A 26,999-nucleotide genomic window follows, 5' to 3' on the forward strand; every position below is an offset into this window, starting at 1 on the left:
ACTTTCGGCATAGTTGTACCACCAGAATTGCACGGCAGTCGCCAGAGCTGGGTGTTTCGTTGGGAAACTCGTCCGATGGATGCGCTGCTGCAATTTGCCGACGACGAGAACGCCAGGTCACTTCTTCGACACAATCTCGCCACAGTCCTACCCGGTAGGCATAACTCAGCGCCACCATGAATGCAGCCGACAGGGGAGGCATTCTTGCTACGGAAAGTGATCTTGGCGATGCTCGTCGCCGGCTGCCTGCTGAATCCACTGGTCGCGCCCGCAAAGGCCGACCCGACCTGTGGGGTCAACCTTGCTGCGCCCGAGATCGCGGCGGCCATCAAGACGCTGCCGGCCCTGCCGAACAATGCCCCGTGGGATGCCAAACCACACAGCTTCGATCCGAGCAGCAATTACAACCCGTGCTCCACACTGTCGACGGTCATCATCACCGTCACCGGAGCCACCGGCAGTTCACCGGACCTAGCGCTGCTCTTCCACAGGGGTGCCTTCGCCGGAGTCGCCACTTCGAAGGCGTACCCGTTCACGTCCCTCAACACGGCCAAGACCACCGACAACACCGTCGCCCTGGACTACAAAGACGGCAGCAACGTCTGCACCGCGTGCCCGGGGCCCACCACCACGGTGCGGTTCCAGTGGCAGGGCAATCAAGCTGTCGCGCTGGACCCGCTACCGACCTGGTGAGACCCGCCGCTTGGACATTCGGTTCGCTCCGGACAAGATGTTGGGTGGAATGAATGCACGCGCGCCGACCGCGTCGGCGCGCGCCCGCCCGCAGCGCTGAGGTCAATAATATGTACGTTCGTCACCAGGAGCATCCGAGCGCGAAACTGCGACTTGGTGTGATGCGTTGCGGCGCAATGCTATTCGTGGCAATCGCCGGGCTGGCACTGATATCCCAGCCGGAATCCGCCGCGACTACGCTGCCCGCGGCGCCCGCTCTGGCCGCGGACCCCGCGCTGCTGGCCCGCGACCTGGTTGCCGACGAGCAGACGTTGCGTGACCCGTCGTCGTCGGAGGGGGCGCTGCAGGCGGCGGCGCTACGCGAGCAGGCAGCCTACCGTGCCATCGGGCGCCACCCCGAGTGGGAGTCGACGGTCCGGCCGGTCATCCCGGCCTCGCTCACCGGAATCTACGACCTCAACGTCGACGCCCGGCACCATCTGCAGGCCCTGAACGCCGGTGAAGCCAAACCGACCCTGCCCGCTTGGCGCATCGACCCACCAGCACCGGCCGACGAACTACTCGGCTATTACCGCGCTGCGGAGGCTGCCACCGGCGTCAACTGGAACTACCTGGCGGCGATCAACATGGTCGAAACCGCCTTCGGCCGCATCTCCGGCACCAGCACCGCCGGGGCGCAGGGGCCCATGCAGTTCCTGCCCTCGACGTTCGCCTCCTACGGTGACGGCGGAGATATCCATTCGCCGCGCGACAGCGTCATGGCGGCCGGCCGAATGCTGGCGGCCAACGGTTTCGCCGGCAACCATGACCGCGCGATCTTCAGCTACAACCACTCCAACAACTACGTCGGAGCGGTCGACGACTACGCTGCGGCGATCGCCGCAGACCCGGCCGCCTTCGCCGCCTACCACCGCTGGGATGTCTACTATCTGACCACGTCGGGTGACGTGTTACTGCCTGTGGGATACGTTGCATCCGAACGGATCCCCGCCGCCGAATACCTAGCGTCCCACCCGCAGTAGTCGCCTTCAGGTCATGCAGACGTTGGAGAACAGCAACACCGGCCACGACACGATCGAACCCAGGAAGGAGACAACCAGGTCGGCTCCGTGCATCTGGTGCAGGTGCTCGGTGTGCGTCGACGACCAAATCAGCCCCACGATGAAGTACGGGATACCGAGCATGATGGCGAGGCCAATCAGTTCGGCGATGGTCAATTTGTAGTCGAGTAGATTGCGAAGTCTGCTCAGCATGGTCGGCATCTGTACACAACGTCCTGATCTGCGTCGGCTAGCATTTATGTTAATGATAGTTCCGCATCTCGTTGCCCACCAGCCTAGGGCAGCGATACGTTTGATCAGTCCGAAGTGCTGTCCAGCGGGGGTGTAGTCAATGACTGTTTCGCCTGAACCTGCCGTCGGGCGGGGCCCTCTGACTATCGCAGACACGCGCATCCGCGCTAGACGGCAAACGGCTCGCTGGACCGATGCGCCGGTGGACGTCCGCGAAGCGATGGACTTCTGGGCGTTCGCTGCCGGCGCCGCGAACGTGATCATGCAGTTGTCGTGGCCCCAGGTGGGATACGGCGTGGTGGAGTCGAAGGTGGATTCCGGCAACCTGCTCAAGCATCCGTGGAAACGCGCACGCACCACCTTTCAGTATCTGGCGGTCGCGGTCTTCGGATCCGAGCAGGACCGAGCCGCGTTCCGTGCCGCCGTCGACGGCGCACACCGACAGGTCAAGTCCACCCCGGACAGTCCACTCCGTTACAACGCGTTTGATCCCAGCCTCCAGATGTGGGTAGCCGCGTGCCTTTTCGTGGGGCTCGAAGACACTTACCAGTTGCTGCGCGGACCGATGAATACTGAACAGTCCGAACAGTTCTACCGATCCGCCTGGACGCTGGGCACCACCTTGCAGGTACGCGAGGAGCAGTGGCCGCCGACCCGGAGATCTTTCGACGACTATTGGATCGGCGCCTGCGCGCAGGTGCACATCGACGACGTGGTCGGCGGCTATCTGCGCGATCTGATCGATCTGCGAATGATCAACCCGTTGCTGCGGTTCCCTTTTCACCGGCTGTTGAAGTTTCTCACGGCGGGATTCCTCGCCCCGGTGTTCCGTGACGCGCTCGGGCTGTCCTGGAGTCCCGCCAAGCAGCGGCGCTTCGAATGGCTGTTCCTGCTGGTGGCTTTCGTCAACCGCTTCCTGCCGCTGTTCGTCCGGCAGGGCGGAAGTCAGGTCTTGCTTGCAGATGTCCGCCACCGGGTGCGGCGGAACCGTCCGTTGATCTGAATGGCGCAGGAAGCCATGGATCGACTCCGTCGGATACTGAGCTACCAGGTCAGCCTTTCCGCGCTGATCGAAGTGGCGCTCTGGCTGGCGCTGCCTTATCTGGTCATCGGGTTGGGATGGGCCGCATGGCATCCCACGCAGGTCGAACAGATCGAGTCGCGACTGGCCAGGGTGACGCCGGCGGGCGCTGACATCGGCGCGTTCGGGTTGGTGACGGTGCTGTGGCCTGCTTCGCTGCAGATCGCGGCCGCCTGCCCGGCATCCTGAATCGCAGCATCAAGGGCGTTACCTGGTATGCACGGCCCCTTGGCATAGGCTACGTCGGCAACGATCACGGAAGGCGACGTGCTGAGGCGGAGATGAAAGTACATCTGCAAGTCGAGGGAGCCCCGGACAGAGTTCGTGACAGCGCCCGGCAGATCGCCGAGGCCGGAGCCGACGGGCTGTTCACTTTCGAGGGCCCGCATGACGTGTTCTTTCCACTTGTGGTCGCGGCCGGGGAGACCGACCTGGAGTTGATGACCAATGTGGCGATCGCGGGCCCGCGCAGCCCGGTCCATCTCGCCCATTCCGCGTACGACCTACAGGTCTACAGTCGGGGCCGTTTCCGGCTCGGTTTGGGATCGCAGATCCGGGCGCATATCGTGAAGCGGTACGGCAGCCCTTGGGGCAAGCCCGCGGCCCGGATGGCCGAGACCGTGGCGGCGGTCAAGGCGATTTTCGCCACCTGGGAGGGGCAGGCGCCGCTGAAGTTTCGCGGCGAGTTCTACACCCACACCTTGATGCCGCCGAACTTCAACCCGGGCCCCAACCCTTACGGTCCGCCGCCGGTGCTGATGGGCGCGCTCGGGCCGGTGATGACCCGTAAGGCGGCCGAAGTAGCCGACGGACTGCTGATGATGCCGTTTAACAGCGCGCGACACCTGGCGCAGCGGACTTTGCCCGCACTCGCCGAAGGCCTGCAGAATTCCGGGCGCGCCGCGGCTGACCTGCAGGTGATCGCGCAGGCGATGGTCGCTGTCGGCAGCACCGATGCCGAACTGGCTGCCGCTATCGACGGCGTCTCGACGCTGATCGCCTTCTACGGTTCGACGCCCAACTACCGGCCGGTGCTCGACGTAGAGGGTTGGGGTGAGCTGCAACCGCGGCTGAACGCGCTGTCCAAGACGGGTGATTACGCAGCAATGCGTGCGTTGATCACCGACGAGATGGTGCGCACCATCGGGATCGCCGGCAGTCCGGCCGAATGCGCCGTTGCGATCGAGAAGCGTTTCGGCGCAATGGCTTCTGACGTCTGTTGTTACTTCCCGGGCTACCGGCCCAGCGCGCAGGACCTCGCCGACCTGGTCGGCGAGTTGCACGCTGGCCGGGTGCTAGCTTGAGGGAACCGCCCAACCCGGAGCCGCCGATGACCCGCCACGACACCGAGATCGAGATGCTCGCCGAAAAGATCGCGCTGTCGGCCCGCGAGATGGCGCCCGAGATCGACCGCGAGCGCCGGCTCCCGTCCCAATTGACAGCGCAGTTGAACGAGGCGGGGCTGCTGCGGGCCACCATGCCGCGCGAAGTAGACGCCGCAGAACTCTCACCCGGGGTGGCACTGCGATGCGCCGAGGCGATCGCCCGCGGTGACGCGGCCACCGGCTGGTGTGTGTCCATTGCGGTCACCAGCGCGCTGCTGGTCGCCTATCTGCCGGATAGCACGCGCGACGAATTGTTTGGCGGCGGCCGGGGTGTCGCCGCAGGAGTATGGGCGCCGCGGGGCACCGCGACGTCGGTCGACGGGGGCGTACGGGTGACCGGCCGCTGGCCGTTCTGCAGCGGTATCACCCACGCCGACATCATGTTCGCTGGATGCATCGTCGACGGGCAGACCGCCCCTTCGGTCGTCGCGTTGCCCAAGGCGGATCTGCAGGTCCTCGACACCTGGCACACACTGGGGCTGCGCGGCACCGGCAGCCACGACACCGTCGCCGACGACGTCTTTGTGCCGGCCGACCGGGTCCTGTCCCTGTTCGACGGACCGGTGCTCGACCGGCCGCTGTATCGCTTCCCGGTGTTCGGGTTTTTCGCTTTGTCGATTGGTGCCGCCGCGCTCGGGAATGCCCGCGCGGCTATTGACGATCTCGTCGAGCTGGCCGATGAGAAAAAGGGCCTCGGGTCCACCCGCACCCTGGCCCAGCGTCCCGCGTCCCAGGTTGCCGTCGCGACGGCCGACGCCGCTCTGAGCGCGGCGCGCCTGCTGTACTACCAGGCGATCGAGGAGGCGTGGCAGGCCAGCCAGGGGAGTGGCCCGGTGCCGGTCCCGCTGCGCAACCGGTTGCGCTTGGCGGCCACCCATGCCACCCGGACCGCCGCCGACGTGGTGCGCAGCATGTACGAGATGGCAGGCGGAACAGCGATTTACGACACTTCGCCGCTGCAACGACGGTTCCGCGACGCCTTCACCGCTACCGCGCACTTTCAGGTCAACGAAGCGGCTCGCGAGCTTCCCGGGCGTATCCTGCTCGGCCAACAGGCCGACACGTCGATGTTATGACCGGTTGCGCTGCCATGACTGTCGTCGAGGTTGTTTTGCCGTTCTGGCTTGACCGACCCGACCAGGAAGCGCTCGATGTGGCACAAGCGGCGTCCGACAACGGTTTCGGCGCGTTATGGATCGGCGAGATGGCCACCTACGACGCGTTCGCCCTCGCGACCGCGATCGGACTGCGCGCACCCAATCTGACGCTGAACATCGGACCGCTGGCCGTCGGTGTGCGCGGGCCGGTGACGTTGGCGCTGGGCGCCAGTTCGGTTGCTTCGCTGACCGGCTGCTCGGTTCACCTCGCGCTGGGAGCGTCCAGCCCGATGATCGTTGCCGGCTGGCACAACCGGGACTGGACTCAGCACGTGGCCGTCATGCGCGAAACCATCGAATGCCTGCGCCCGATGCTGGCCGGCGACCGCGTGCACTACAGCGGTCGGCATGTCGGCAGCCATGGCTTCCGCCTGCGCGAACCCATTCCCGAAGCGCGAATCGCGGTGGGCGCTTTCGGTCCCGCCATGATTGCGCTGGCGGCGCAGTACGCCGACGAGGTGGTGCTCAACCTGGCGTCGCCGCGCCGCGTCGCGCAGGTCAGGGCAGCGATCGACGAGGCCGTGCCACCTGGTGCCGCCGCACCTCGTCTGACCGTCTGGGTGCCGGTTGCGCTGGACCCGGGTGCCGACGCACGCGCGCAGCTGGCCGGACAATTGGCGGTGTACCTGGCCCCGCCCGGGTACGGGGAGATGTTCAGCGCCTTGGGTTTCGGCGATCTCGTCGCGAAAGCAAGGGCTGGCGGGGCGCGTCGCGAACTGGCGGCCGCCGTACCCGTCGAGCTGCCGGACGCGGTGGGGGCCTTGGGTTCCCCGGAGCGGATTAGGGAACGGCTGGGTGTGTACGCGCAGTCCGGTGCCGACTGTGTTGCGCTTGTTCCGGCCACCGCGGAAGATCCCGGAGCTAGGGCAACGCTGCGAGCTCTGGCACCGCTCATCTGAGGGCGGCTACGCGCGATGGGTCATCACGTGCCGATCTTGAGGCGGCCCGCAAACGCGCGCAGCGGCAGGTCGGCACTGGTGATCAGGCCGGGCGGGGCGGCGACGACCGACCTGATGGAGTTCAGTGCGGGCAGTCCGGTCACGGTCATGCCGATCGAGGCGAAGTTGTCCGGGTTGGACAAGTCGACACCCGGCTTCGGGAAGATCATGTGTTTGTTGTAGATGCAGGGGTCGCCCTTGATCTGAGTGATGTAGCAGCCCTTGATGTCCCAGCTCGGATCGGTGTGCGGGGTCATCTGCCATTCCAGATGTGTCTCGACCCTGGGCACACCGTTGACCATGCCCTGGTATTTGATGTAGTTGCCGCCGAGTGACCCTTTGGGCAGCGTGTACCAGCCCAGGTCGACGTCTTTGGTGCAGGCGCCTAGTTCGTAGCTGAACTTCACCTCGTCGAGTTCGATGTCGAAGCAGTCGGCCATCATGAGCACGCTGTCAGCGAAGACGCGGGTGTACTTCTCCAGCTTCGACGGGATCGACGGATCGTCCACCGGTAGGCCGTAACCCACCTCGATCCAGGTGTCCTTGGAGTGGTGGCAGGACACGTCGACCGACTCGATGGTGGTGACGTTCTCGATCTCGGCGACGTCCGCAGAACACACCACGCCCAGGATCTGGTTGACGCCCGGGTTCATACCCGTCCCGTAGAAGGTCGAGCCGCCCTTCTCGCAGGCTTCGGCCAGCAGTTGGGTGACCGGTTTGCCGGAGCGATGCGGGTGGTTGCGGTCCCGATGCCATCCGGTGATCCAGTCGGCGGTGGTGACGATATTGATCCCGGCCTCAAGGACTTTCACGTAGAGGTCTTCGTCGGGGAAGACGCCGTGGAAGGTCAGCACATCGGGTTTGGCGGCAATGATCTCTTCGCTCGTGCCGGTGGCCTTGACGCCGTTGGCCCCAACGCCGACCAGCTCACCGACGTCGCGGCCGATCTTGTCCGGTGAATAACAGTGCACGCCAATGAGTTCGAGATCCGGCTGGGTGGCGATTCGTTTGATCATCTCCGAACCGACATTGCCGGTGGCAACTTGGAAAACCTTGATCAACGTCCGGTGGCCTTTCACTAGGAGTTGGCGGCAGCCAGTTCGGCGGCGGAGCCGCCCTTGCCGTCGGGGTAGAACCTTTTGGCCCAGTTGCGGATTGCGGTGAATCCTTCGTATTCCGCGGTTGCGAGGGCGGGTGGGTCGGAGTAGCGCTGGTGGGCCCAGATGTGTATGTCCTGGGCGAACTGCCGGATCACTTCTTCACCGAACGAGCGGGCTTTGGCCTCGTCGCGTTCGGCCTGGCCCACGGGACGGCCCGGGACCCGACCGATGTAGACCATGAACCGGACATCGGAGGTGCGTTCGTCGACGGGCGTGATCGCCGAGATCGTGCGGTTGTCGATCATCCCCCAACTCTTGGTGACCGCGATGCCCAGGCCGCCGTTGATGGCCTCCACGCCGCTCTTGACGTCGTGGATGCTCTGCTGGTCGTCACCTTCGAAGGTGATGGTGAAATCGACATAAGACACCGCGTCGTCGAAGTCGTGCCGGGTGAAGATCGGCACGATTGGTGTGTTGTGGACGTATTTGAAATGGGCGAAGTCGACGCCGTTCTCCAGCACGTACTGCGGGTGCATCTCGAGGTTCTGCCGGAATAGACGCTGCTGCGGGTAGTAGTCGGCGGGCCCGCTACCGTCCTCGAAGCTCGCGAAGACGTCGGGTGCATCGAAAAACGGTGCGCGGCCTTCGATGTCGTGCCAGATGTAGACCGACTCGTTGCGCTCCACGACGGGGTAGGCGCGTATCCGGCGCCCGCGGTTCGGCCGGTCCTGGTACGGGATGCACACGTTACGTCCCTGCTGGTTCCACTGCCAGCCGTGGAAGGGGCACTGCAGCACTTCGCCGATCACCTTGCCGCCGTACCCCAGGTGTGCGCCGAGGTGCTCACAATAGGCGTTCATGACGGTGAGCTGTCCCGAGTCGGCGCGCCAGGCGACCATCTCCTGGTCGAAGTACTTCATCGTGTGGACGTCGCCGATGCCGATCTCGTCAGACCACGCAACCTGGAACCACCCAGTTGGTTTCATCGACAAAGGCGGCTTGGCCATACCCGCAGTCCTCCCGATCCGTCACTGGAAAACTCTAGGAAAAAATCATAAAGGTGTCAACGAAACTATAGGCTCGACGTTAGGATGCAAAGATGGCGGTGGCGGACAGCGCGGGTCGCAGATCCAACAAGCGAGGTGTGGCCACCCGAGAGGCCATGTTGCGGGCGGCGGTGACGGCGCTGGCGTCCGGCGATCCAGGCGCGGTGTCGGCCAACCGCATCGCCAAGCAGATCGGGGTTACCTGGGGCACCGTGCAATACCAGTTCGGCGACGCCGACGGGTTTTGGGCGGCGGTGCTGCACCACACCGCCGAACGGCGGGCCAATGTGTTCACCCAACCCGACTCCGGGGCGCCGTTGCGGGCGCGGGTCGCGCAGATCATCGACACTTTGTACCGGGGCCTGAACGCGCCGGACTCCCGAGCGATCGAAAATTTGCGGGCTGCGTTGCCGCGCGAGCCCAGCGAGCTGGATCGGCTCTACCCTCGCACCGCGGCCGAACTGCGCTCCTGGGGGCAGGGATGGCATGCGACGTGCCAGAAAGCCTTTGCTGACCTGCAGGTCGACCCGCAGCGGGTGCGCGAGATAGCCACGCTGATCCCCGGCGCGATGCGGGGCTTGGTGTCCGAGCGGCAGCTGGGCAGCTATGCGGATCTGGACGAGGCCCGCCGCGGTTTGACCAATGCGATCGCCGCCTACCTCGCGGAATCCACTGTCGACGAAGGCATTACGCGATAGGGACGAAGCGCCGCAATTTGCCGCTCAGCGGATGCCGATCGACCCGATCCACTGCATGAATCTTCACGCAGGGTTGGCCCAGTCCGGCGTCAGTTAGCGCCCGGCGCAGCCGTCCGGCCAGGTCTTCCCGTGCCATATGGCCATCGAATACCGCGAAAACATCTATTCCGCAATCGGTCTGATGTACCTGATAGTCGACTACTTCAGGTGTTGTGGCCATCACGGAACGGATGGCGATGGGATGGCTGGTGATGTCCTGGTACCGCAGCACCTCATCGCTGCGTCCCTGTACCCGAGCCCGCAGATGGCCGTGTTCGGCCGCATCTGGTTGGCGCGTGAAGATGTCGGTGAGCTCATAGCGGATCAGCGGTTGGACAAGGTTGTAGAGGTTGGTAACCAGAACCTTGGCTGAGGGTGCCCCGGGTGCCACGGGTCGGTTGTTGGCGTCGACGAGTTCGACGATGCACATGTCGGTGTTGAATGCGAACACCTCATCATCGGGGCCGGTCTTTCCGAAGAGTCCCTCGGTTGAACCGAAGCTGTCAAAAATCGCGTATCCTCCCAGTACTTCGGGCTGCAGTGTGTTCAGCCGGTCGACCACTTCGTTCATTCGTCTTGTCGCGGGTACTAGTTCGGGATGGGCGGAGGCGTCGGGGCCTTCGGTTAGCGGCGTGAGTAAGCCTGTGGCGTGCACGGCCGATGGCGCGGCAACCATCGCGATGCGTGGGGGACGGACCGGCGCCGTTGGTGCGAGGATCGCTTCCACCGGAGGGCGGGCAATGGCGGAGAGGAAGCTGGCAGTCGCTGCGCGATCGTAGACGAACAGGCCGCGCTGTCCCGAGCAACCGCCGCTGGCCAGTGCGATGAAGTCATTCAGAATCGGGACAGGCCGGTATTTTGTTGTAGCAATCGCCTTTTCGACGTCACGGCGGCACAGGCGGCGATCCGTGAAGACCTCGTCGAGCGCGTTCATCATCTCTGCTTTGGTCATTACCGGCAGCGGCGAAAGGTCGGTCGGGTCGATGCCGGTGAGGTCGATGCCGCTCAGCCGGCTCCGATGAAACGGCGAGTACTCGACGGCGCGCGACAGCAATGTCCGCAGGCCGCGGCGTTGCTCTTCCAGCATGATGGGCCCAGCGACGGTAGTCTGCAACGCCATGGGGAAGACGCGATGAGCGCGGGCCTCTTCGGCCTGCTCGATGATGTCGCGTTGTTGGCGCGGCTGACCGCAGCGTCGCTCAATGACGTGGGTGGGGCGGCGGGACGCGCTACGGCCAAGGCCGCCGGTGTGGTCATCGACGACACCGCAGTTACACCGCAGTTCGTCGAAGGCATCGCCGCCGAGCGCGAGTTGCCGATCATCAAGCGCATCGCCCTGGGCTCGCTGCGCAACAAGCTGGTGCTCATCCTTCCCGGCGCCATGTTGCTCAGCCAATTCGCGCCCTGGATGCTCAGCCCCATCCTGATGCTGGGCGCCACGTATCTGTGTTATGAAGGCGCCGAGAAGATTTGGGGAAGTCTGCGGGGTCACGGCCAGGTGGCCGACGAGCCGCAGAGCGAGCGCAAAGTGGTGAGCGGTGCGATCCGGACCGACTTCATCCTGTCCGCCGAAATCATGGTGATCGCGCTCAACGAGGTCGCCGAGTCCGCATTCGTCCCTCGGCTGGTGATCCTGGTTATCGTCGCCTTCGTCATTACCACCGCGGTTTATGGAGTCGTCGCCGGCATCGTCAAGATGGACGATGCCGGCCTGCGTCTCACCCGAACCGGCTCTCGCCCGGGCGAGGTGATCGGTCGGGCTCTGGTAGCCGGGATGCCGAGGCTGCTCTCGGCGCTTTCAGTTGTGGGGACGATTGCGATGCTCTGGGTGGGCGGTCACATCCTGCTCACCAACAGTGACCACCTAGGCTGGCACACCCCGCACGCTCTGGTGGCCCGTGCGCAGGAATGGGTGCGGCACCGACCGGTGAGCGGGGTACTGGCCTGGTTGATCGACACCGGGATCTCGGCGGTGGTCGGCGCGTTGGTCGGTGCCGTCGTCGTGGTAATCATGCAGCTGCTGTCTTCGATCCGGCGCCGTCGAAACCGGCACGGCGACTAGGTGACTCTCGCTATGCTCCGATGGTCGAACGGACGGGAGTAGTAAGGGTGTCCACCTTCCGGCGCTACGTTGTCATCCAGACGATGACCTTCGTGTGCGGCATCGTCGGGCCTATCTTCTTGATCATGTTCTTTGCCTCTCAACCGGATCCGCAGCTGAAGTGGGCGTTCTGGGCTGGAATGTTCGTCACCTATGCCGACATCATGATCGCGCTAGGCATCACCGCGGCTACCCGCGACGGTCAGGTGCCGCAGAAGGTGCGGTAGGTTCCGAAATCCGCCGGGGCGGGCTTTGCATAGCGTTCCAGTCCGGCCCGCTCGGTGTAGGGGGCGCGGACGGCATCGAGTAACCCGTGCAGCGGACCGAGGTCTCCCGCGGTAGCCGCTTCCAGCGCCTCCTCGACCAGGTGATTGCGCGGGATGTAGATCGGGTTGACCCGTGACATCAATTCGGGGTCGGGGTTCACTGCGCGCCATCGGACGGCCCAGTCGTCGAACAGAGCGGGGTCGACGAACAGTTCGCGCACCGGCCCGGTGTCGCTGCGCGCCAATCCGGACAACCGGGCGAAGAACGAGGTGTAGTCGACGTGGCTCTCCTGCAGCAGCGACAATATTTCGTCGAGCAACGGCGCCATGTCTTCGGCGTCGGCGGTCAGTCCGAGCTTGGCGTACATGCCCGACCGCCACGCGGCGTGATAGTCATGGAATCCATCAAAAGCGTTCTCCACCAACGACACTGATTCCTCGACATCGTCGCCGATCAGCGGCAGTAGGGTCTCGGCAAATCGCGCCAGATTCCATGCGGCGATGGTTGGTTGATTGCAGTAGGCGTAGCGGCCCCATGCGTCGATCGAGCTGAAAACCGTGTCGGGGTCGTAAGCCTCCATGAACGCGCACGGCCCGTAGTCGATGGTTTCACCGGAGATCGTCATGTTGTCCGTGTTCATCACACCGTGTACGAAGCCGACCAGCATCCACTGAGCCACCAGCGCCGCCTGGGCGGCGACCACGTCTTCGAACAGCGCGAGGTAGGGTCGCTCGGCGTCGGCGGCATCGGGATGGTGGCGGGCAATGGCGTGGTCGGCCAGACGCCGTAACAGATCGAGATCGCCTGTTGCCGAAGCGTATTGGAAACTTCCTACTCGGAGGTGACTGCTAGCCACACGGACCAGCAACGCTCCCGGTAGCAGCGATTCGCGGGCAACCGGGCGCCCAGTGGCCAACACGGCCAGGGAGCGCGTCGTCGGGACACCCAGCGCGTGCATGCCCTCGCTGACGATGTATTCGCGCAACATGGGCCCGGTCGCGGCCAAGCCGTCCCCGCCGCGCGCGAACGGCGTGCGCCCGGAACCCTTGAGGTGAATGTCACGAAGGTGTTGCTGCCCGTCCACCAGCTCGCCCAGCAGCAGGGCGCGGCCGTCACCCAGCTGCGGAACATACCCGCCGAACTGGTGCCCGGCATAGGCTTGGGCCACCGGTGTGGCGCCGTCGGGAATCAAGTTGCCCGCCAGGAAACGCAGCCCGTCCGGACCACGCAGCCAGTCGACGCTGAGACCGAGTTCGGCCGCCAATGTTTCGTTGAGCACCAGCAAGCTGGGCTCGGGCGGCAGTTCGGCCTGCCACGGAACCGCCAATTCAGGAAGCTCGCGAAAGAACCGATCCTGAAGGGCGACGGTGCGGCCCGGTGCGACGCTCACGCCACTGAGCCTACGGAGCGACTCAACCAAGGGCTTGGTGCATCAGGTCGCGGGCGCGGTCGAGCATCGCGGCGAAGGGTCCGACGGCGAAGTTTAGCTTTGCCGATTCCACCCCGGCGTGTGGGCGGGTGGGCGCGATCGCCTCCGCAACCTTCACCGCCGTGGCCATCCGCTTTTGTTCGCTTATGTCGAGGTCGCGCTGCAATTTCGCGAACTCCTCCAGTTCTTCATGCTCGGCGTGGGCCAGCACCGAGTCACGCAGCTGGGTCAGCTCGTCCACGAACTTCTGCGACGTGATCTCGAGGTTCTCGATCTTCGCCAGATGCTCCTTGGCGTCGTGCTCTTCGTGCAGCAGCTCGTCGACGATCGCGTCGCCGTCGTCGAACTCGCGGCGCACGCGCGGATGCACCAGCATTTCCTCGGCGGTTTCGTGGACAGCCAGCAGCTGGCGCAGCGCAACGAACGGTATGCTGCGCGCCTGCGTGTCCGACGCCAACAGCACGTCGTCGAACATGTCCTCGATCAGTGCGTGCTGGGCTTTGAGAAACGCCACTACCTCATCGGGCGTTTGAACAATCATCTCGGCCACCAGCGTGACCTCCAATCAGGAAATGCGTAAAAAACGGGCTGCGCTCTGGTTCGCATACCCGAGCGGGCATTTGCTAAACCGCGCTATCCGGAACGCCGATCGGGACCATCAGTGGACTGGTTTCGAAAGCACTCCGCGTCCCACGATGTTGGGCAGGTCGAGGAAGGTCCGGATGCCCGCCGGTGCGTCGCACACCGGTGCAATCGCATGCACCGCGTGCATCGCGGTACCCAGGCAACCCTGGTCTGTGTCGTCCTCGCCGTGGATCGCGATCCGCGATTCCAGCATCATCGACGGCGATCCTGCCACGGTGACCTTCCAGCCGCGTCCGGTCGGCCAGTCGGGTGCCACCTCGGCGCCTAGGCGGGTAATGTGCTCGACGGTCAGCGCCGGTCGGCCCTCGACGATCGCCGTGTAGCTGAACCGCTGGGCCGCGACGGTGCCCTTCTCGATGTGCCCAGCCTTCACTTCGATCGGTGCGTCGGCGATCGCGACCTGACGTTCATAGACGAATTCGTCGATGGACGCGCCGAGGCCGTCGGCCAACAGCATCAGTGGAGCCTTGAAAGCTATTGCCCCTACTGCCGGCTCGGTCATCGGCACCGGTTCGTCCGGGTGCTTGCCGAAGCCCATCACGTCGAACAGCACGAACCCCACGTCGTAGGTGGAGTAGTCCATCAGCTCCTGCACAACCAGCGAATCGATCCGCCGAAACAAACCCGACATGGTCAGTGGTAAAACCTCTGCGGCCCAACCGGGTTCGATGCCGGTACCGTGAAACGACGTCTTGCCCGCGGCGCACGCGGCCTCAAGCTGTTCGGCTACCGGTCCGTCGCAACTCTTCGGATAGATCAGTGCGGTTACCGCCGTTGACACCACGTTCTTGCCCGACGCAAGCAGCCGGCAGATGTCCTCGACCGCAGCGGTCGGATTCGCTTCGCCCATCGCGTTGTACAGCACGCAGTCGGCCTCCAGGGCGAGGATCTCGTCGACGTCTTTGGTTGCGACTACGCCGATTTCACCGATTCCGCAGATCTCGCCCACGTCCCTGCCGGCCTTGTCGTCGCTGTAGACCAGGGCGCCGACCAGCTCCAGATCCGGGTGTTCCTGCACGGCCGCGACTGCGTGGCGGCCGACATTGCCGGTAGCCCACTGGATGACCCGCAGCGGCTGCGTCATGGTTTCGGCGCCTGCTGAGCATGCTGGCGGGCGATTCTCTCGTCGTGAATCCGCACGAGTTCCCGGAAGCCCAGCCTGTGGTAGCGGGGGACGGGCTGGATACCCCAGTCGTCACGCGCGGTGCCCTTGCCGGCAACTCCTTCCGGCGGACCCAGCGGCGGGTAGGGGTATTTGCATTCCAGAGTGTCATTGGAGTACCGAACTTTGAGCAACTCGCTGCAAATCTCGGTGAGGCTCAGCGTCGGGTAGCCGTAGTAGACGGCCATGAACGGCAGTGTGAACGCACCCTCGAGCACCAGCGCCACCAAGCAAACCAGCACCGCGCGCTTGATCCATTTATGCATGCGCGCGTAGTAGGGCGTGGTACCTGGCGGAAGTTCCTCGGCGACGGTGTCTTCCGATGTCGGTGTGGTCATGATCGGGCTCCTTGGGGTCAGTCGGAGAAGATTTCGCGGTTGACGGTGTGCAGGTAGGGGATCGCCAGGAAGGGGGTGATGTAGAAGATGTCGTAGAGCCACCAGCCGATCACGGGGAATACGACCCCGGCGTACCGCACGTCGGCGTACATGGTCATGTTGAACACATAGGCCATCCAGATCACTACGCCCATCCAGCAGGTGACCACCATCCACTGGTGGCCCCACCGCTTCATCTGCAGGAAGCCGATCGCCGCGGCGACCCGCATCGAGAACACCGTGAGGATCAACCCCGCGACATAAGCCTTTTCGCCGGGCGCGGCGGCGCCGCCCACCCACAGTTCGTTGTAGTGCCAGAAGTAGCCGGCGTCGAACATGTTGCCCCAGCCGACCATCAGCACCCGATTGATCAAGGTGTGGTTGGCGACCAGGTCCAGCGCCCAGCCCAGGCTGTTGAGCATGCCGTCGATCAAGACCAGATAGCCGATCAGCGTGACAATCATCGGTCGTACTGACAGTCCCGCACGTAGCGCCTGGCGTTGCAGCCAGACTCCACGCATGAAGATGGGAAATCCAAGCAGGCCGGGAGCCCAACACCCCATCAGTCCGGCGCCGACGATCATCCATCTGTCGGCCCGCCGCTGGGCTTGTCTGGAGGCGTCGTGATGCTGCTCGAGGCCGGAGGTAGCCGAATGCCCATGCAGCGCAGGCAGGCTCACAGATCCCACCAGCCTCGGGCGAACGACATGTACAGCTGGATGCCGAACATCACCAGCAGATACCCGTAGATGAAAACCTGGAAGACGATGAGTGCCCGTTTGCGCTTGCGCTCTTGTTGATCAACCATCTCGTCGCCTTTCTCTATCGGTCTCTACTGGTGCGGGGAGTTCTGGGATGCGAGCAGGGTTGCCTCGGCGATTTCACGCAGACCGTCGCTCACGGCACCATCGGTAGTGAGGGGTGCGAGTATGCACGCCTGCGCTGCATCGATCTCGGATGCTCCGGCCGCGATGAGCTTCGCTGCCGTGACCAGCACCCGGGTAGATGGCGGCTCGAAGTGGAACACGTCGTCGGCGTTGCGAATAGCGTTGGCGCAGACGACAAGTCGCCGGGCGATGGCAATCTCGACGGCTGTCTCGGCGACGATGACCTCCGCCTCTCGAGCGGCGGGCAGATAATTGATCGCCAAGGTGGCGAAGCGTTGACGGAAAGACGGCTTCAGTTCCTTCAGCGAACTGCGGTAGGCGGGGTTGTAGGAACACACCAGCGTGAACGAATCCGGCGCATGCACCACCTCGTCAGCGCGATCCAGGTAGAGAGCGCGACGGTGGTCGGTGAGGGAGTGCAGGATCGCCAGAGAGTCATGCCTGGCCTCCACCACCTCATCGAGATAACAAATCGCCCCGGCTTTGACGGCTCGAGTCAGCGGACCATCGGTCCACACCACGTCGCCCCCGGTGACCATAAAACGACCGACCAGATCGGAGCTGGTCAGGTCGTCGTGGCAGCTGATGGTGACGACGGGTAGACCTAGCAGCACGCCCATGTGCTCGACGAAGCGCGTTTTGCCGCATCCGGTCGGTCCGGTGAGCATCACCGGAACATGTTCGCGGTGAGCCTGTTCGAACAGCTGTACCTCGCTGCCGCCAGCGATGTAGATGTCCGTCATATTCCCCCCGGGGCTGTAGTTCTTCACGCAGCGACGAGTTCTCGGTGGACGTGGGCCAGCACGCGCGGCAGTTCTTCGACAGATTTGATCCGTCTGGAGCGGCGTACTCCGAACACCTCAGGCAGCGGGTCGACCCGCGTTGGTCCGACCCCCACGTAGTACACCGAAACGCCTGCATCGTGAGCTTCCTCGACGGCGTGTGCCACGTCGGCCCAGGCGTAGCGGCCTTCGTAGCCCTCGTCGGACATCAACCCGTCGCCGATCACGATCAGCAGCCGCCGCTCCGAAGGTTGTGCCAGTAGCCGCGACGTCAGGTGTCGTATCGGCGCGCCAAGCCTTGTGTAGCCAGCGGTCCGCAGCCCGAGACGGCTCGGGGCGAGAAACCGACCGTCGCGAAAGTCCTTGAGACAGTGCACTTCCACTCGATGGCGGGTGTTGCCGGTGAACACGAAGATGCCGTGGCGTTCCCGGGCGAGGGTCATCGCACGCGAGAGGGCATCGGCGCATTGCAGTTCCAGTCGGAAGACGCGGCCGCCGTGCACTCCCAGCGACGAGCTGCCATCGAGCAGCAGTGCGGTGGTCACGTCGCGGCCGCTCGGTGCCAGCTCCCGGAAGATCCGCGGTTCGGCGGTCTGCTGACTTGTCGAGTCGATGTAATGCTTGACGTATTGGTCGACATCGATGTCGGACCCGACTTCGAGGCGGTTGGTCATAGCGCGGTGGGTGGGCTCCTCGAACCATTTCCGCAGATTCGCCGCGATCGGTGCGGGGTGTGCACGGTGGGTCTGCGGTGGGATCTCGATAACTGCAACGTGATTCGTCAGGAAGGCCTTGGTCCAGGCATTCCACTCCGGGTACGGGATGCCTTGCCGACGCTGCGGGCTGATGTCGATGTCGTTGTCCTCCGGTCGGCTCGGCGGCGGCAGATTGGGGTCGCGCACGCCGCCGTCACCGCCCACCGGCACCGAGTAGGGGCGCGGGCGCCGTTGTTGGGTGCTGGTCCACGGCATCCTGCCGAATCGTTTGATCACACTTGCCAGTCCGCGGGCGTGCCCACTCGTGCGCGGCAGCACGCCCAGCAGCGGGTATTCGGCGATCGGCGCTCCGGCGCGTGCCATGTCGATCGCACGGTCGAACATCGACGGTGCGTCCAATTCCGGGTCGCCGACCGGTAAGTCGGGTAGCAGCCTTTTGATTTCCAGCAGCAGCCCGGGCCATCTCGATGCGATCCAGCCCACAGCGACGCCCGCCTCGACGAGCGTGAGGGCACGGTGCTCACGATCGGAGAGATCGGTCAACCGGTAATGAGCCACGCGTTCCTTGGACGGTGAGCACTGCAGAGCCACACCGCAGGTCAGCGTGCGGCGCGTCCATTCGCGGGCGAGCGCCGGGAAGGGGACGTGTACCAGGTCCAGCGCCGGGCTCACCCCAAAGCCACGCTTGGCCCCTGTCGTCAAGCGCGCGCCACCGCGGCGCCGCTCGCTGAGCACGACTGCGGTCAGCGCGCAACTGCGCTCGAGCGCCATCGCCGACGAATTGGTAGCCTCGGCCACGCGATCAGAACGTTCCGATGTTGGAGAACATCCAATACCAGAACCAGATGATTAACCCGGTTCCACCCCAGGCCGCGACGTAGCGCAGTAGTTCCCAAACCAAGTCCATATGTTGGACCTCCTTATCCGGCAACAGAGTTCATTACGATTTCAGGCCAACCTGGATGTGCTCAGTCGGAGAAGATCTCGCGGTTGACCGTATGCAGGTAGGGGATGGCCAGGAATGGGGTGATGTAGAAGATGTCGTAAAGCCACCAGCCGACCACCGGGAGCACCACACCGGCGAAGCGCACGTCGGCGTAAATGGTCATGTTGAACACGTAACCGATCCAGATCACCACGCCCATCCAGCAGGTGACGACCATCCACTGATGGCCCCACCGCTTCATCTGCAAAAAGCCGATGCCGGCTGCGATCCGCATGGTGAAGACGGTGAAGATCAGCCCAACTTCCCAGCCTTTCTCGCCGGGGCCTGCAGCGCCGCCGATCCAGAGTTCGTTGAAGTGCCAGAAGTATCCGGCATCGAACATGTTTCCCCACCCCACCAGCAACACTCGGCCGAGCAGGGTGTGGTTGCCCACCATGTCCAGAGCCCAGCCGACGGTGTTGATGGCGGCATCGATGATGACTAGGTAGCCCAGCAGGGTGACCAGCATCGGCCGCACCGACAACCCAGCCCGCTGGGCGCGTCGCAGCAGCCAGACCCCGCGCAGGAATAGCGGCAAGCCGAAGACGCCCAGCGCGGCAGTGCCGATCAGCAGGGACCCCGAGATCAGCCACTTGTCGGCCTGTCGCTGCGCGAGCTGCGATTCGTCCGCGTGCTCGTCCAGGCCCAGACCGTGCCGGGTGCTGCGAGCCTCCCCGGCGGAACGGCGGAAGTTCACCGTAGGCAGATTCAAGTTGGCCTCCCTCGACCCGCCAGTTCTAACGCAGAAACTGACTCAGGTCAATATTCTGCGCTCGCGAGCCACCAGACTGCACAGGGTTCTGGTTACGTAGTCGCCGAGCATCGCGTCGCGGTTCGGCCAGGTGTTCGTCGTAATCAGCAGCGCATACAGACCGAGCAGAAAGAACACTGCGCTGTTCATCGGGGTGACGTCTGGGTCAACGTCTCCGCGTTCTTGTGCTTGTTCGATCTCGCGGGCGACCGCGACGATGATCGGGTGGTCACGGCCGTCTTCTACTGGTGGACGCGTTTGTGAGAAGTGCAGCGCAAGAAAGTCTTTGAACAACTCGTCGCCCAAACGGCGCTCCAGTCCGGCGATCAACCGCACTGCCTCGGTGAGGGCGTCAGCGAGATCGTGGTCGGTCTCCAGGAACCGGGTGAACTGGCCGGCGATGCGTTGTTCTTCACGGTGCTCTAGCTCGAGGAGCACGTGTTCTTTGGTGGGAAAGTGAAAAAAGAAGGTGCCGTGCGCAACTCCGGCGGCACCGACGATCGCCCCGACATCCGCTTCGGCCATACCGGACCGCTTGAACTCGGCAACTGCCGCTCCCAGCAGTCGCTCTCGCGTCTGCAGGCGCTTCGTCTCGCGTGCAGAGATCTTGCTGTTTGCCGCCATCGTTCCGTTCTGCTTCCTCGGTAGGACGTGACTGCAAACAGTAGCGCGGCACCGCTGTCCAGGCTAGGTACGGCTGTGCGCCGCAGCCTCAAATTCGATGACTTGAGTCAGTTAGAAAGCCGCTGGCGACGACGGTTCACCAGTTGCGCAATTCCTTGACCGCGCTGGAAGAGCGCGGAGCCAGGGTGAGATATGGGATGAAACTACTCTTGCCACAACGAATCACGTTGTTGACCACGTCCGTCAGATGTTCGGCATCGACCAGGCCGCCCAGCATGTACTTGTGCTCCATCCAGAATCTGATCGATGTTTCCAGTGCCTGGGGATCCCAGCTTTTGTTGAACTCGGTCATCGAGTCACCGCTGCCGCCGAGGCTGTCGCCCACCGCGAGGCGGGTGAAGCCAATTTCCGGGTGCTCGATCCGCCACGCCTCGACCAGCTTGTCGAGAGCGCTCTTGGTCACTGCATAGGAGCCGAGCATCGGCCACGGCGTCGTGTACGAGGCGCTCAGGGACGACAGATACACCGCCGAGCCACCCGTCGCGGCCAGATGCGGTGCCGCGGCCGCAGTGATCAGCGACGCGCCAGTGACGTTGGTGGCAAACAAGAGCGCCCACTGTTCGGCCGTAACCTGCTCCAGGGGCGCAAGCACACCCATGCCGGTGGTGTAGACCAGGGCGTCCAGGCCGCCCAACTCGTCGATCACCCGCGAGACCGCTTGCCCGCAGGCCTCGGCTACGGTGACATCGCAGGCGACGGCGACCGCACCATTGCCGGCGTCTTGGGCAGCGACGAGCAACCGCTCGTACCGGCGGGCCAGCAACGCGACCCGGGCGCCTCGCTGAGCAAGCCCAATGCCGATACACCTGCCCAGGCCCGCGGAGGCGCCGACGACTGCGACTCGCAGCGGCTGCTCTTTGTTCCCCGACATACGATTCACCGCCGCAGCACTTTTCGGTCGTCCACCGCAAAACTCAGCAGCAGCCGATCGAGTATCGTGGCCGCACGCCGGCGTGCTCGAGCGGGATCATCGGCATGCGCCACCAGCAGCGAGGCTTCCTCGAGCGCTGCGACCAGCATGTGTGTCAGCTCCCCGACCGGTTGATCGTCGATGATGCCGTCCGCGATCGCTTCCCGGACCTTTTCGTTGATCAGTGCGATGCTGTTGCTCTCCTGTATGGCGCGCAGCGCCTGCCAGCCGAGCACCACCGGGCCGTCGAGCAGCATCACTCGCTGCACTTCGGGTTCCAGTGCGGCGTCGAGAAATCCGTGCAGTCCGCGGCTCAACCGCTGCCAGAGGTCCGCGCCGGCGGGCGGGGCGGCGATGGAACGCAAGGTGAGGTCGTTCTCCACTTCTTCGAAGACCGCTCGAAACAGCTCGGCCTTGTCCTTGAAATGGTGGTAGAAAGCGCCGCGGGTGCCCACGCCAGATTTTGCGACTAGGTCACCGATGCTGGTGTTGAAGTAGCCCGGTGTCACGAATAGTTCGCGGCCCGCGTCGATGAGGTCGCGCCGGGTTCGGTCGCCGCGCGCGCGACGATCGTCGTCGGACCCGCCTCGCTTAGCCATGGCGATGATCCTATCAACATTCGTACTGTATGTTGCCAGGTATGGCAGACGACGTGGTTCGCGCGTACGAGTCGGTCGCCCCATTGAAGGTCGGATTGCTCAACGACTACCCGACCAGCGGGGTCACCGAAAACAACACCGTCGCCGCTTTGCAATTGGTGATGGAGGAAGCGCTGGCGTCCAACCTGATCGACCGGCGGGTCGAGCTCATCGAGCGCAACGTCGTCGGGTTGCCCAATGGCACCTTTCAGGCGGTCGAACGTGCCTTCGACGAGCTGGTCGAGGAAGGGTGTCTAGTCATATTCGGGCCGTGGGTCTCCGACAACGTGGTGCCGCTACGGGCCCACGTCGACGAGACAGCCAAGGTCCCGATCATCACGCTGTCGGGATCCGAAGGCGCGCTGGGCGAGTGGTGTTTCGCGCTGAACAACGGCTCGATGGCCGAGGAGCCGGTGATGCTGGCCGCGGTGATGATCGGCGACGGCCGCTCACGGATCGCGATTGCCCACGAGGCGTCCCTGATCGGCAAAGAGTATCTGTCCTTTGCGGAAAAGGTCTATGCCACAGCAGGTTTGAAGGTCGTCACGACTGTCGCGATCCCACAAATACAGGCCGACAAGGCTGCGGCGGTGGCCGCGCTGCGGGCGTCGGACCCCGACGCCGTCGTTCATGTGGGTTTCGGGCACGGGCTGTGGGGATTCACCGACGCTCTGCTCGGAGCCGGCTGGAACCCGGCCCGATACACCACCACCGCCTTCGAGATGGCGCACATCAACGCCGAATGGATGCGCCACCTTTCGGGCTGGATCGGTCTGGACAGCTACGACGAGCGCAACGAGGTCGGCCAGGCGTTTCTGGATCGATTCGAGGCCAAATACGGCCGGCGGCCGGAAAACTCGATGCCCTGTTTGTCCCATGATGCGGCGACCGTCATCGTGCGAGCCCTCGCCGCGGCGCGGCCGTTGACCGGCGAGGGGGTCAAGACGGGACTCGAACAGGTCAAGCTGATTCCTGCGGCGAGCGGTGCGCCGGGAACCTTTCTGCGGTTTGGCCGCTTCATCCGGCAAGGCTGGTTGGGCTCCGACTACCTGATCGCCCGCCGGGTATTGCCGGACGGTTCGGGGCATGTCTTCCACGCCGCGCCGAGTGCGCACATCTCACGCGCGGTCGGTGTCGCTCCCGGCTAGCTGAATGGCTCCGAACACGGGTGCCGTAACGATTCCGGGGGGCCGACCCAGCATGTAGGGAATGGCGCGGACCGCGCTCATGGCGATCATGAGATGGCCCGGCATGGCGTGCTGCCCTGTCGGCAGCTGCCCGTCAAACCCGACGTCGAGTTGCAGCTCGAAGCTAGGCATGCCCTTGATAACCGCACGAATCAGCGGCGCCTTCTCTCCGGATGCCAAGGGCCGCAATCCCCACTGCGGGAGGTCGCGAGTCAGCACCCATTCCTCGTGGATAGCTAGCAACGGTCGGCCCGACCAGTACCCTGTCCATGAGAACCGCTGACCAACAACGGTTCCCGCCTCAATGGTGCCCGCCTGAACTTCGAGGTCGTGGGGAAGCGTGGTGGCGTCCACCGACACGTCGATGTGAGATAGGGCGATTCCCAGCACGTCGGCAGTTGCGTTGAGTGCTTGGCGGTAGGCCGTGTCGAGCTTCTTGATGATGGGGGAATCGACCGTGACGTCCGCTGGAGGGCGCCCCATGCCCATCAAGTCGATCAACATCGGCCGGCTCTGCACCGCCGATACGTCGGTGGCCTCGTACAAGTCGATACGGTCGATGCTCTTGCTCAGCCCGGTCAGGGTCGCGACGAGTCGCTCCAACATAAAACCGGGATTCTCGCCGGCAGCGTGGAATCGGGTTGCGCCCTCTTGGCATGCCGCAACGAATGCCGACTCCACGAGCGCACCGTAGGTTGGCAGGTGGTTGTACGACGTGGTCGTCACGACGTTGGTGCCGGTGGCAAGCAAGCGGCAGATGTCCTCGGCGTTGGTCTCGACGTCGTGAGCCTTGCTGGCGGCATGTACGACGACGTCGGCTCCCAGCGCGATGATCGCATCCTTGTCCGCCGTGGCGGTGACACCTGTAGTCGGAGGCAGGCCGCACAACGCGCCTGCATCCAGGCCCACTTTCGCCGGGTCGTAGACAAGTACGCCCACCAATCCAAAATCGGGATTCTCGATGAGTTCTCGCAGTGCGGCGCGTCCTACCGCGCCCGTCGCCCACTGCACAGCTCGAATGGTCAATCGAATGCTCCAGGTTGTGTTTTGGAGTTTGGGTTCGCTGCCGGTCGGACCAACATACATCAGGCCGGTATGCAACCTACGGAGTGGATGTTGATGCCGGGGGTGGCGGGCATGCCCGGGAGTCCACGGCGACGCGATGCCGTATCGGGTCGAAGACGTTGCGCGCTCTCGTGCGAACGCTTGCGTTCGGCACGCTGAGCCCGAGAATCGAGAATGGCCATTTCCACGCTGTCTCGTCGGCTTGCGCACGAGCGGAAGGGCGCCTTATCCCCGGATCCCGGGTACTCGTGTTCAACATGTGCGTGTAGGTAGCGCACGAGCTATCGTCACTTGCCGCGTACTCTGATGGGCATCATGGCTGCAAAAAAGAGTGCCGGCGAGGAACCCGACGCCGGTTTGGAAATCATCGATCCCGCCGTCGAGTCGCCGAGCACCTGGCAGGAGCGCACCATCGAGCGGCGGTTGAGTACCGCGAGAGCACGAGCTCTCGCACGTAGTTCGCGATTCCTCGCCACAGCGCTGGAGTTGGTGGAGGAGTCGGGCAAGGCCGACTTTACGATTCAGACCCTCATCGACCGGTCGAACCTGAGCCTGCGCGCGTTCTACCAACATTTCGCCGGCAAAGAGGAACTGATGCTGGCGCTGTACGAGAACGTCACCAGTCAGTTCACCGAGAACATCAGACAGGAAGTCGCGGCCGCGGACGGGCCGATGGAGCAGCTCGAGGCGTTCTGCCGAGGCGTCCTCTACCGGGCTGAATCCTCGGAAGCGGTGGGTGGTCGGGTGATGACGATCTACAACCTCAGTCTGGAGATCGAGCGGCCCGCCGACTTCGCCAAGGTTTGGGAGCCACACCTGAAGCTGCTGACCAAGATCATCACCGCCTGCGCGCGGGCCGGTCTGGTGCGCGACGATCTCACACCCGCGCAGTTGACCACGCTGCTGAACGCAACTCTGACGGCACTGGCTCAGATCGGCGTTTTTCATCTGGGTGGCAAGGGATCCAAGTTAACCGAAGACCAGCTGTGGGCTTGGTGCAAGCAGGCCATCAGTCCGCCCGCGGCGGCTGCGAAACCCAAGACGACACGCAAAGCTGCGCCCCGCGCGACGTCGACTCGACGGGCGCGAAAGCTAACGGGGTAGTCCGCATCGCCCGGTTGGGCCGACCGTCCAAGTTCTATCGCCCTCCCCGGCAATGGTGTTATCTATATCTGAGAAGGTATGTTCTCAAAATGGTCGACGGCGGAGTGGGGCGGAGAGCGTGAACATGGGGGCGAACAGCGGAAGTTGCCGATGATGCGGAAGCCCCGAGTAATTTTGTGGGGCCCCGGGCAGGTCGGGGTCGGTGCGCTGCGGGCCTTAATCGCTCACCCAGGACTGGAGCTGTCCGGCGTGGTGGTGCACTCCGAAGCCAAGGACGGACGCGACGCCGGTGACCTGTGCGGAATGCCGGCGACCGGCATCTTCGCCACCCGCGACGTCGATGCCGCACTGAGCGGCGATGCAGATGTGGTGGCCTATTTCGCGTCGGGCGACTATCGCTACCACGAGGCCGCACAGGACATCGCACGCTGCCTGCGTGCCGGCAAGCACGTGGTGTGCACCTCCCTGGTGCCGTTGTGTTACCCGCCGGCGGCGGATAAGCAGACCGTCGAACTGCTGGAGGCGGCCTGCCGGGAGGGCAACTCCAGCTTCTTCAACAGTGGCGTCGACCCGGGCTGGGCTAACGATGTCATCGCGCTGACGATGACGGGATTCAGCAGTCGGGTCGACAAGATCACCATGCTGGAGATCCTCGACTACGGGCCGATCAATCAGCCCGAGATCATGTTCGACTTCATGGGATTCGGTCACTTCCCCGCACACGCCGCGCCGCTGTTCGACGCGGAGCGACTCGCCGCGCTGTGGGCGCCTATCGTCCACCTGGTCGCCGACGGAGTCGGGCTGCCGCTCGATCGGGTTAAGACGACGATCGAGAAGTGGCTTGCCCCAGAGCGTTACGAGGTCGCGTCGGGGTGGGTCGAGCCTGGGACGATGGGCGGGATGCGGTTCAAACTGGCAGGCATCCGCGACGGCGAAGAACGCGTCGTGCTCGAACACATCACCCGCATGGGCGAAGGTTCCGCCCCCCAGTGGCCGCGACATCCGTCACCGCACGGGGGATACCGCGTGATCGTGGATGGTCTGCCCACCTACACCGTCGACATCGAGATGCATGGCCGGGGAAACAATATGCGCGGCTTGACCTATGCGACCGTGATGCGCGAACTCAACGCCATACCGGCGGTGATGGCCGCGCCACCGGGATTGTTGTCGACCCTGGATCTTCCCCTGGTGACCGGTCCGATGCGGGGCGGGACCTGGCAGGGTGTGCTGCCGAGCGCGGCGACGCCGGCATGAGCGACGCGGATCTCTGGGAGGTGATGCGCACCGCTTCGACCGTGCGCAGGTATCTAGACCGACCTGTCGGCGACGATGCGTTGGAACGCTGTCTACTGGCGGCCACCTGGGCGCCCTCCGGCGCCAACCAGCAGCCATGGAAATTCGTCGTGCTCAAATCGAAAGAGGCGCGCGACGTCGTCACGGCAGGTGCGACGAGGACGTGGCAGGCACTAAGGGAGTATTACCGGCTTTCGACGCCCGGTGACGAGGCTGACGATCCGAAGTCGCGCGCGCTGCGGACGATGGCCGAGCACACCCGGGTCGGGGGTGCGGCGCCGGCGCTCGTGTTGTTTTGTATTCGGCCGCAGGCGGGGGCATCCGAGCTGCAACAGGGTGCGTCGATCTTTCCCGCCATGCAGAACTTCTTGCTCGCTGCCCGCGCTCAGGGGCTGGGTGCCGCGATCACGCTGTGGCATTACTCGTGCGAGGACGAATTGCGCTCTGTCGCAGCCATACCCGATGACTGGCAGATTGCATCCTTGCTCACCGTCGGCTGGCCGAAAGGCAGGCACCATTCCGTGCGGCGAAAGCCGCTGTCGGAGGTCGCGGTGACGGACCGGTGGGATAAGCCATGGCGCTGA

31 protein-coding genes are annotated in these 26,999 nt (G+C 64.2%); 14 read left to right on the plus strand and 17 right to left on the minus strand.

All coding sequences use genetic code 11. From position 1 onward, the window contains the following. The first annotated feature begins 204 nt into the window (after positions 1–204). A complete protein-coding gene (locus tag H0P51_RS07790; protein ID WP_246398463.1) occupies positions 205–693 on the plus strand; it encodes an LppP/LprE family lipoprotein in 489 nt (162 codons plus the stop codon). A gap of 110 nt (positions 694–803) precedes the next feature. Continuing rightward, entirely contained in the window at positions 804–1,715 is a 912-nt protein-coding gene (locus H0P51_RS07795; protein WP_180917383.1) for a lytic transglycosylase domain-containing protein, read from the plus strand. Positions 1,716–1,721: 6 nt separating this feature from the next. Here the strand turns inward: H0P51_RS07795 and H0P51_RS07800 are convergent, their stop codons facing one another. Continuing rightward, on the minus strand, positions 1,722–1,946 hold the full coding sequence (locus H0P51_RS07800; RefSeq protein WP_180917384.1) for a hypothetical protein: 225 nt from the start codon (positions 1,944–1,946) through the stop codon (positions 1,722–1,724). Between the two features lie 139 nt (positions 1,947–2,085). On the opposite strand from H0P51_RS07800, the gene H0P51_RS07805 reads away from it, so the two are divergent. The 5 genes from H0P51_RS07805 to H0P51_RS07825 all read left to right on the plus strand — a co-directional run bounded on the left by H0P51_RS07805 (position 2,086) and on the right by H0P51_RS07825 (position 6,507). After that, positions 2,086–2,988 carry an oxygenase MpaB family protein gene (locus H0P51_RS07805; RefSeq protein WP_180917385.1) on the plus strand — a complete coding sequence of 301 codons (903 nt, stop codon included), beginning with the start codon at positions 2,086–2,088 and terminating at the stop codon, positions 2,986–2,988. Between the two features lie 15 nt (positions 2,989–3,003). Then, positions 3,004–3,255: a hypothetical protein gene (locus H0P51_RS07810; protein ID WP_425488971.1), complete on the plus strand. Its 252-nt coding sequence runs from the start codon at positions 3,004–3,006 to the stop codon at positions 3,253–3,255. A 92-nt stretch (positions 3,256–3,347) separates the two neighbouring features. Continuing rightward, positions 3,348–4,370, plus strand: a complete 1,023-nt coding sequence (locus H0P51_RS07815; protein WP_180917387.1) for a TIGR03617 family F420-dependent LLM class oxidoreductase — start codon at positions 3,348–3,350, stop codon at positions 4,368–4,370. Between the two features lie 26 nt (positions 4,371–4,396). Then, a complete protein-coding gene (locus H0P51_RS07820; RefSeq protein WP_180917388.1) occupies positions 4,397–5,527 on the plus strand; it encodes an acyl-CoA dehydrogenase family protein in 1,131 nt (376 codons plus the stop codon). A 14-nt stretch (positions 5,528–5,541) separates the two neighbouring features. Then, on the plus strand, positions 5,542–6,507 hold the full coding sequence (locus tag H0P51_RS07825; protein WP_180917389.1) for an LLM class F420-dependent oxidoreductase: 966 nt from the start codon (positions 5,542–5,544) through the stop codon (positions 6,505–6,507). A 23-nt stretch (positions 6,508–6,530) separates the two neighbouring features. Here H0P51_RS07825 and H0P51_RS07830 read toward each other — a convergent pair whose 3' ends face one another. Together H0P51_RS07830 and H0P51_RS07835 are read right to left on the minus strand one after the other, a co-directional pair. Then, positions 6,531–7,562: an NAD(P)H-dependent amine dehydrogenase family protein gene (locus tag H0P51_RS07830; protein ID WP_246398746.1), complete on the minus strand. Its 1,032-nt coding sequence runs from the start codon at positions 7,560–7,562 to the stop codon at positions 6,531–6,533. Between the two features lie 62 nt (positions 7,563–7,624). Next, on the minus strand, positions 7,625–8,653 hold the full coding sequence (locus H0P51_RS07835) for a Rieske 2Fe-2S domain-containing protein (RefSeq protein ID WP_180917391.1): 1,029 nt from the start codon (positions 8,651–8,653) through the stop codon (positions 7,625–7,627). Positions 8,654–8,745: 92 nt separating this feature from the next. Between H0P51_RS07835 and H0P51_RS07840 the strand changes: the two genes are divergently transcribed. Then, positions 8,746–9,390, plus strand: coding sequence for a TetR/AcrR family transcriptional regulator (locus tag H0P51_RS07840; protein ID WP_180917392.1), 645 nt, complete (start codon positions 8,746–8,748; stop codon positions 9,388–9,390). Here the strand turns inward: H0P51_RS07840 and H0P51_RS07845 are convergent. Beyond that, the gene (locus tag H0P51_RS07845; RefSeq protein ID WP_180917393.1) at positions 9,380–10,483 is read right to left on the minus strand and encodes a phenylacetate--CoA ligase family protein; all 1,104 of its coding nucleotides are present in this window, start codon (positions 10,481–10,483) and stop codon (positions 9,380–9,382) included. The genes H0P51_RS07840 and H0P51_RS07845 overlap by 11 nt on opposite strands. Before the next feature lie 78 nt (positions 10,484–10,561). On the opposite strand from H0P51_RS07845, the gene H0P51_RS07850 reads away from it, so the two are divergent. Together H0P51_RS07850 and H0P51_RS07855 are read left to right on the plus strand one after the other, a co-directional pair. Further along, positions 10,562–11,491 carry a DUF808 domain-containing protein gene (locus H0P51_RS07850; RefSeq protein ID WP_180917394.1) on the plus strand — a complete coding sequence of 310 codons (930 nt, stop codon included), beginning with the start codon at positions 10,562–10,564 and terminating at the stop codon, positions 11,489–11,491. Positions 11,492–11,538: 47 nt separating this feature from the next. After that, positions 11,539–11,757, plus strand: a complete 219-nt coding sequence (locus tag H0P51_RS07855) for a hypothetical protein (protein ID WP_180917395.1) — start codon at positions 11,539–11,541, stop codon at positions 11,755–11,757. Here H0P51_RS07855 and H0P51_RS07860 read toward each other — a convergent pair. The 12 genes from H0P51_RS07860 to H0P51_RS07910 all read right to left on the minus strand — a co-directional run bounded on the left by H0P51_RS07860 (position 11,733) and on the right by H0P51_RS07910 (position 21,724). After that, positions 11,733–13,187 (minus strand): protein adenylyltransferase SelO, encoded by a 1,455-nt coding sequence (locus H0P51_RS07860; protein ID WP_180917396.1) that lies wholly within the window; start codon positions 13,185–13,187, stop codon positions 11,733–11,735. The genes H0P51_RS07855 and H0P51_RS07860 overlap by 25 nt on opposite strands. Before the next feature lie 22 nt (positions 13,188–13,209). Continuing rightward, positions 13,210–13,776: a hemerythrin domain-containing protein gene (locus H0P51_RS07865; RefSeq protein ID WP_180917397.1), complete on the minus strand. Its 567-nt coding sequence runs from the start codon at positions 13,774–13,776 to the stop codon at positions 13,210–13,212. A gap of 108 nt (positions 13,777–13,884) precedes the next feature. Further along, positions 13,885–14,955 carry an NAD(P)H-dependent amine dehydrogenase family protein gene (locus H0P51_RS07870; RefSeq protein ID WP_180917398.1) on the minus strand — a complete coding sequence of 357 codons (1,071 nt, stop codon included), beginning with the start codon at positions 14,953–14,955 and terminating at the stop codon, positions 13,885–13,887. Beyond that, positions 14,952–15,371 carry a hypothetical protein gene (locus H0P51_RS07875; RefSeq protein ID WP_180917399.1) on the minus strand — a complete coding sequence of 140 codons (420 nt, stop codon included), beginning with the start codon at positions 15,369–15,371 and terminating at the stop codon, positions 14,952–14,954. Before H0P51_RS07875 ends, H0P51_RS07870 begins: the two co-directional genes overlap by 4 nt. 17 nt (positions 15,372–15,388) lie before the next feature. Further along, positions 15,389–15,994: a hypothetical protein gene (locus tag H0P51_RS07880; protein ID WP_425489030.1), complete on the minus strand. Its 606-nt coding sequence runs from the start codon at positions 15,992–15,994 to the stop codon at positions 15,389–15,391. A gap of 92 nt (positions 15,995–16,086) precedes the next feature. Further along, on the minus strand, positions 16,087–16,218 hold the full coding sequence (locus tag H0P51_RS28855; RefSeq protein WP_281373896.1) for a hypothetical protein: 132 nt from the start codon (positions 16,216–16,218) through the stop codon (positions 16,087–16,089). A gap of 24 nt (positions 16,219–16,242) precedes the next feature. After that, on the minus strand, positions 16,243–17,040 hold the full coding sequence (locus H0P51_RS07885; protein ID WP_180917401.1) for a CbbQ/NirQ/NorQ/GpvN family protein: 798 nt from the start codon (positions 17,038–17,040) through the stop codon (positions 16,243–16,245). A 23-nt stretch (positions 17,041–17,063) separates the two neighbouring features. Beyond that, positions 17,064–18,566: a nitric oxide reductase activation protein NorD gene (locus tag H0P51_RS07890; RefSeq protein ID WP_425489031.1), complete on the minus strand. Its 1,503-nt coding sequence runs from the start codon at positions 18,564–18,566 to the stop codon at positions 17,064–17,066. Positions 18,567–18,763: 197 nt separating this feature from the next. Continuing rightward, entirely contained in the window at positions 18,764–19,492 is a 729-nt protein-coding gene (locus tag H0P51_RS07895; protein ID WP_180917403.1) for a hypothetical protein, read from the minus strand. 42 nt (positions 19,493–19,534) lie between these two features. After that, entirely contained in the window at positions 19,535–20,155 is a 621-nt protein-coding gene (locus H0P51_RS07900) for a TetR/AcrR family transcriptional regulator (protein ID WP_180917404.1), read from the minus strand. Positions 20,156–20,291: 136 nt separating this feature from the next. Then, positions 20,292–21,086: an SDR family oxidoreductase gene (locus H0P51_RS07905; protein ID WP_180917405.1), complete on the minus strand. Its 795-nt coding sequence runs from the start codon at positions 21,084–21,086 to the stop codon at positions 20,292–20,294. A gap of 5 nt (positions 21,087–21,091) precedes the next feature. After that, the gene (locus tag H0P51_RS07910; protein WP_180917406.1) at positions 21,092–21,724 is read right to left on the minus strand and encodes a TetR/AcrR family transcriptional regulator; all 633 of its coding nucleotides are present in this window, start codon (positions 21,722–21,724) and stop codon (positions 21,092–21,094) included. Between the two features lie 41 nt (positions 21,725–21,765). Here H0P51_RS07910 and H0P51_RS07915 point away from each other — a divergent pair, with 41 nt between their 5' ends. Beyond that, positions 21,766–22,911, plus strand: a complete 1,146-nt coding sequence (locus tag H0P51_RS07915) for an ABC transporter substrate-binding protein (protein WP_180917407.1) — start codon at positions 21,766–21,768, stop codon at positions 22,909–22,911. Here the strand turns inward: H0P51_RS07915 and H0P51_RS07920 are convergent. After that, positions 22,882–23,961 (minus strand): dihydrodipicolinate synthase, encoded by a 1,080-nt coding sequence (locus H0P51_RS07920; protein WP_180918815.1) that lies wholly within the window; start codon positions 23,959–23,961, stop codon positions 22,882–22,884. The genes H0P51_RS07915 and H0P51_RS07920 overlap by 30 nt on opposite strands. Before the next feature lie 369 nt (positions 23,962–24,330). Between H0P51_RS07920 and H0P51_RS07925 the strand changes: the two genes are divergently transcribed. The 3 genes from H0P51_RS07925 to H0P51_RS07935 all read left to right on the plus strand — a co-directional run bounded on the left by H0P51_RS07925 (position 24,331) and on the right by H0P51_RS07935 (position 26,999). Then, positions 24,331–25,119, plus strand: a complete 789-nt coding sequence (locus tag H0P51_RS07925) for a TetR/AcrR family transcriptional regulator (RefSeq protein WP_180917408.1) — start codon at positions 24,331–24,333, stop codon at positions 25,117–25,119. A gap of 153 nt (positions 25,120–25,272) precedes the next feature. Continuing rightward, a complete protein-coding gene (locus H0P51_RS07930; RefSeq protein ID WP_180917409.1) occupies positions 25,273–26,376 on the plus strand; it encodes an NAD(P)H-dependent amine dehydrogenase family protein in 1,104 nt (367 codons plus the stop codon). A 23-nt stretch (positions 26,377–26,399) separates the two neighbouring features. After that, a complete protein-coding gene (locus H0P51_RS07935) occupies positions 26,400–26,999 on the plus strand; it encodes a nitroreductase family protein (RefSeq protein ID WP_180918816.1) in 600 nt (199 codons plus the stop codon).

It is taken from the genome of Mycobacterium vicinigordonae, from assembly GCF_013466425.1.
GTDB classification, from domain to species: Bacteria; Actinomycetota; Actinomycetes; order Mycobacteriales; family Mycobacteriaceae; genus Mycobacterium; species Mycobacterium vicinigordonae.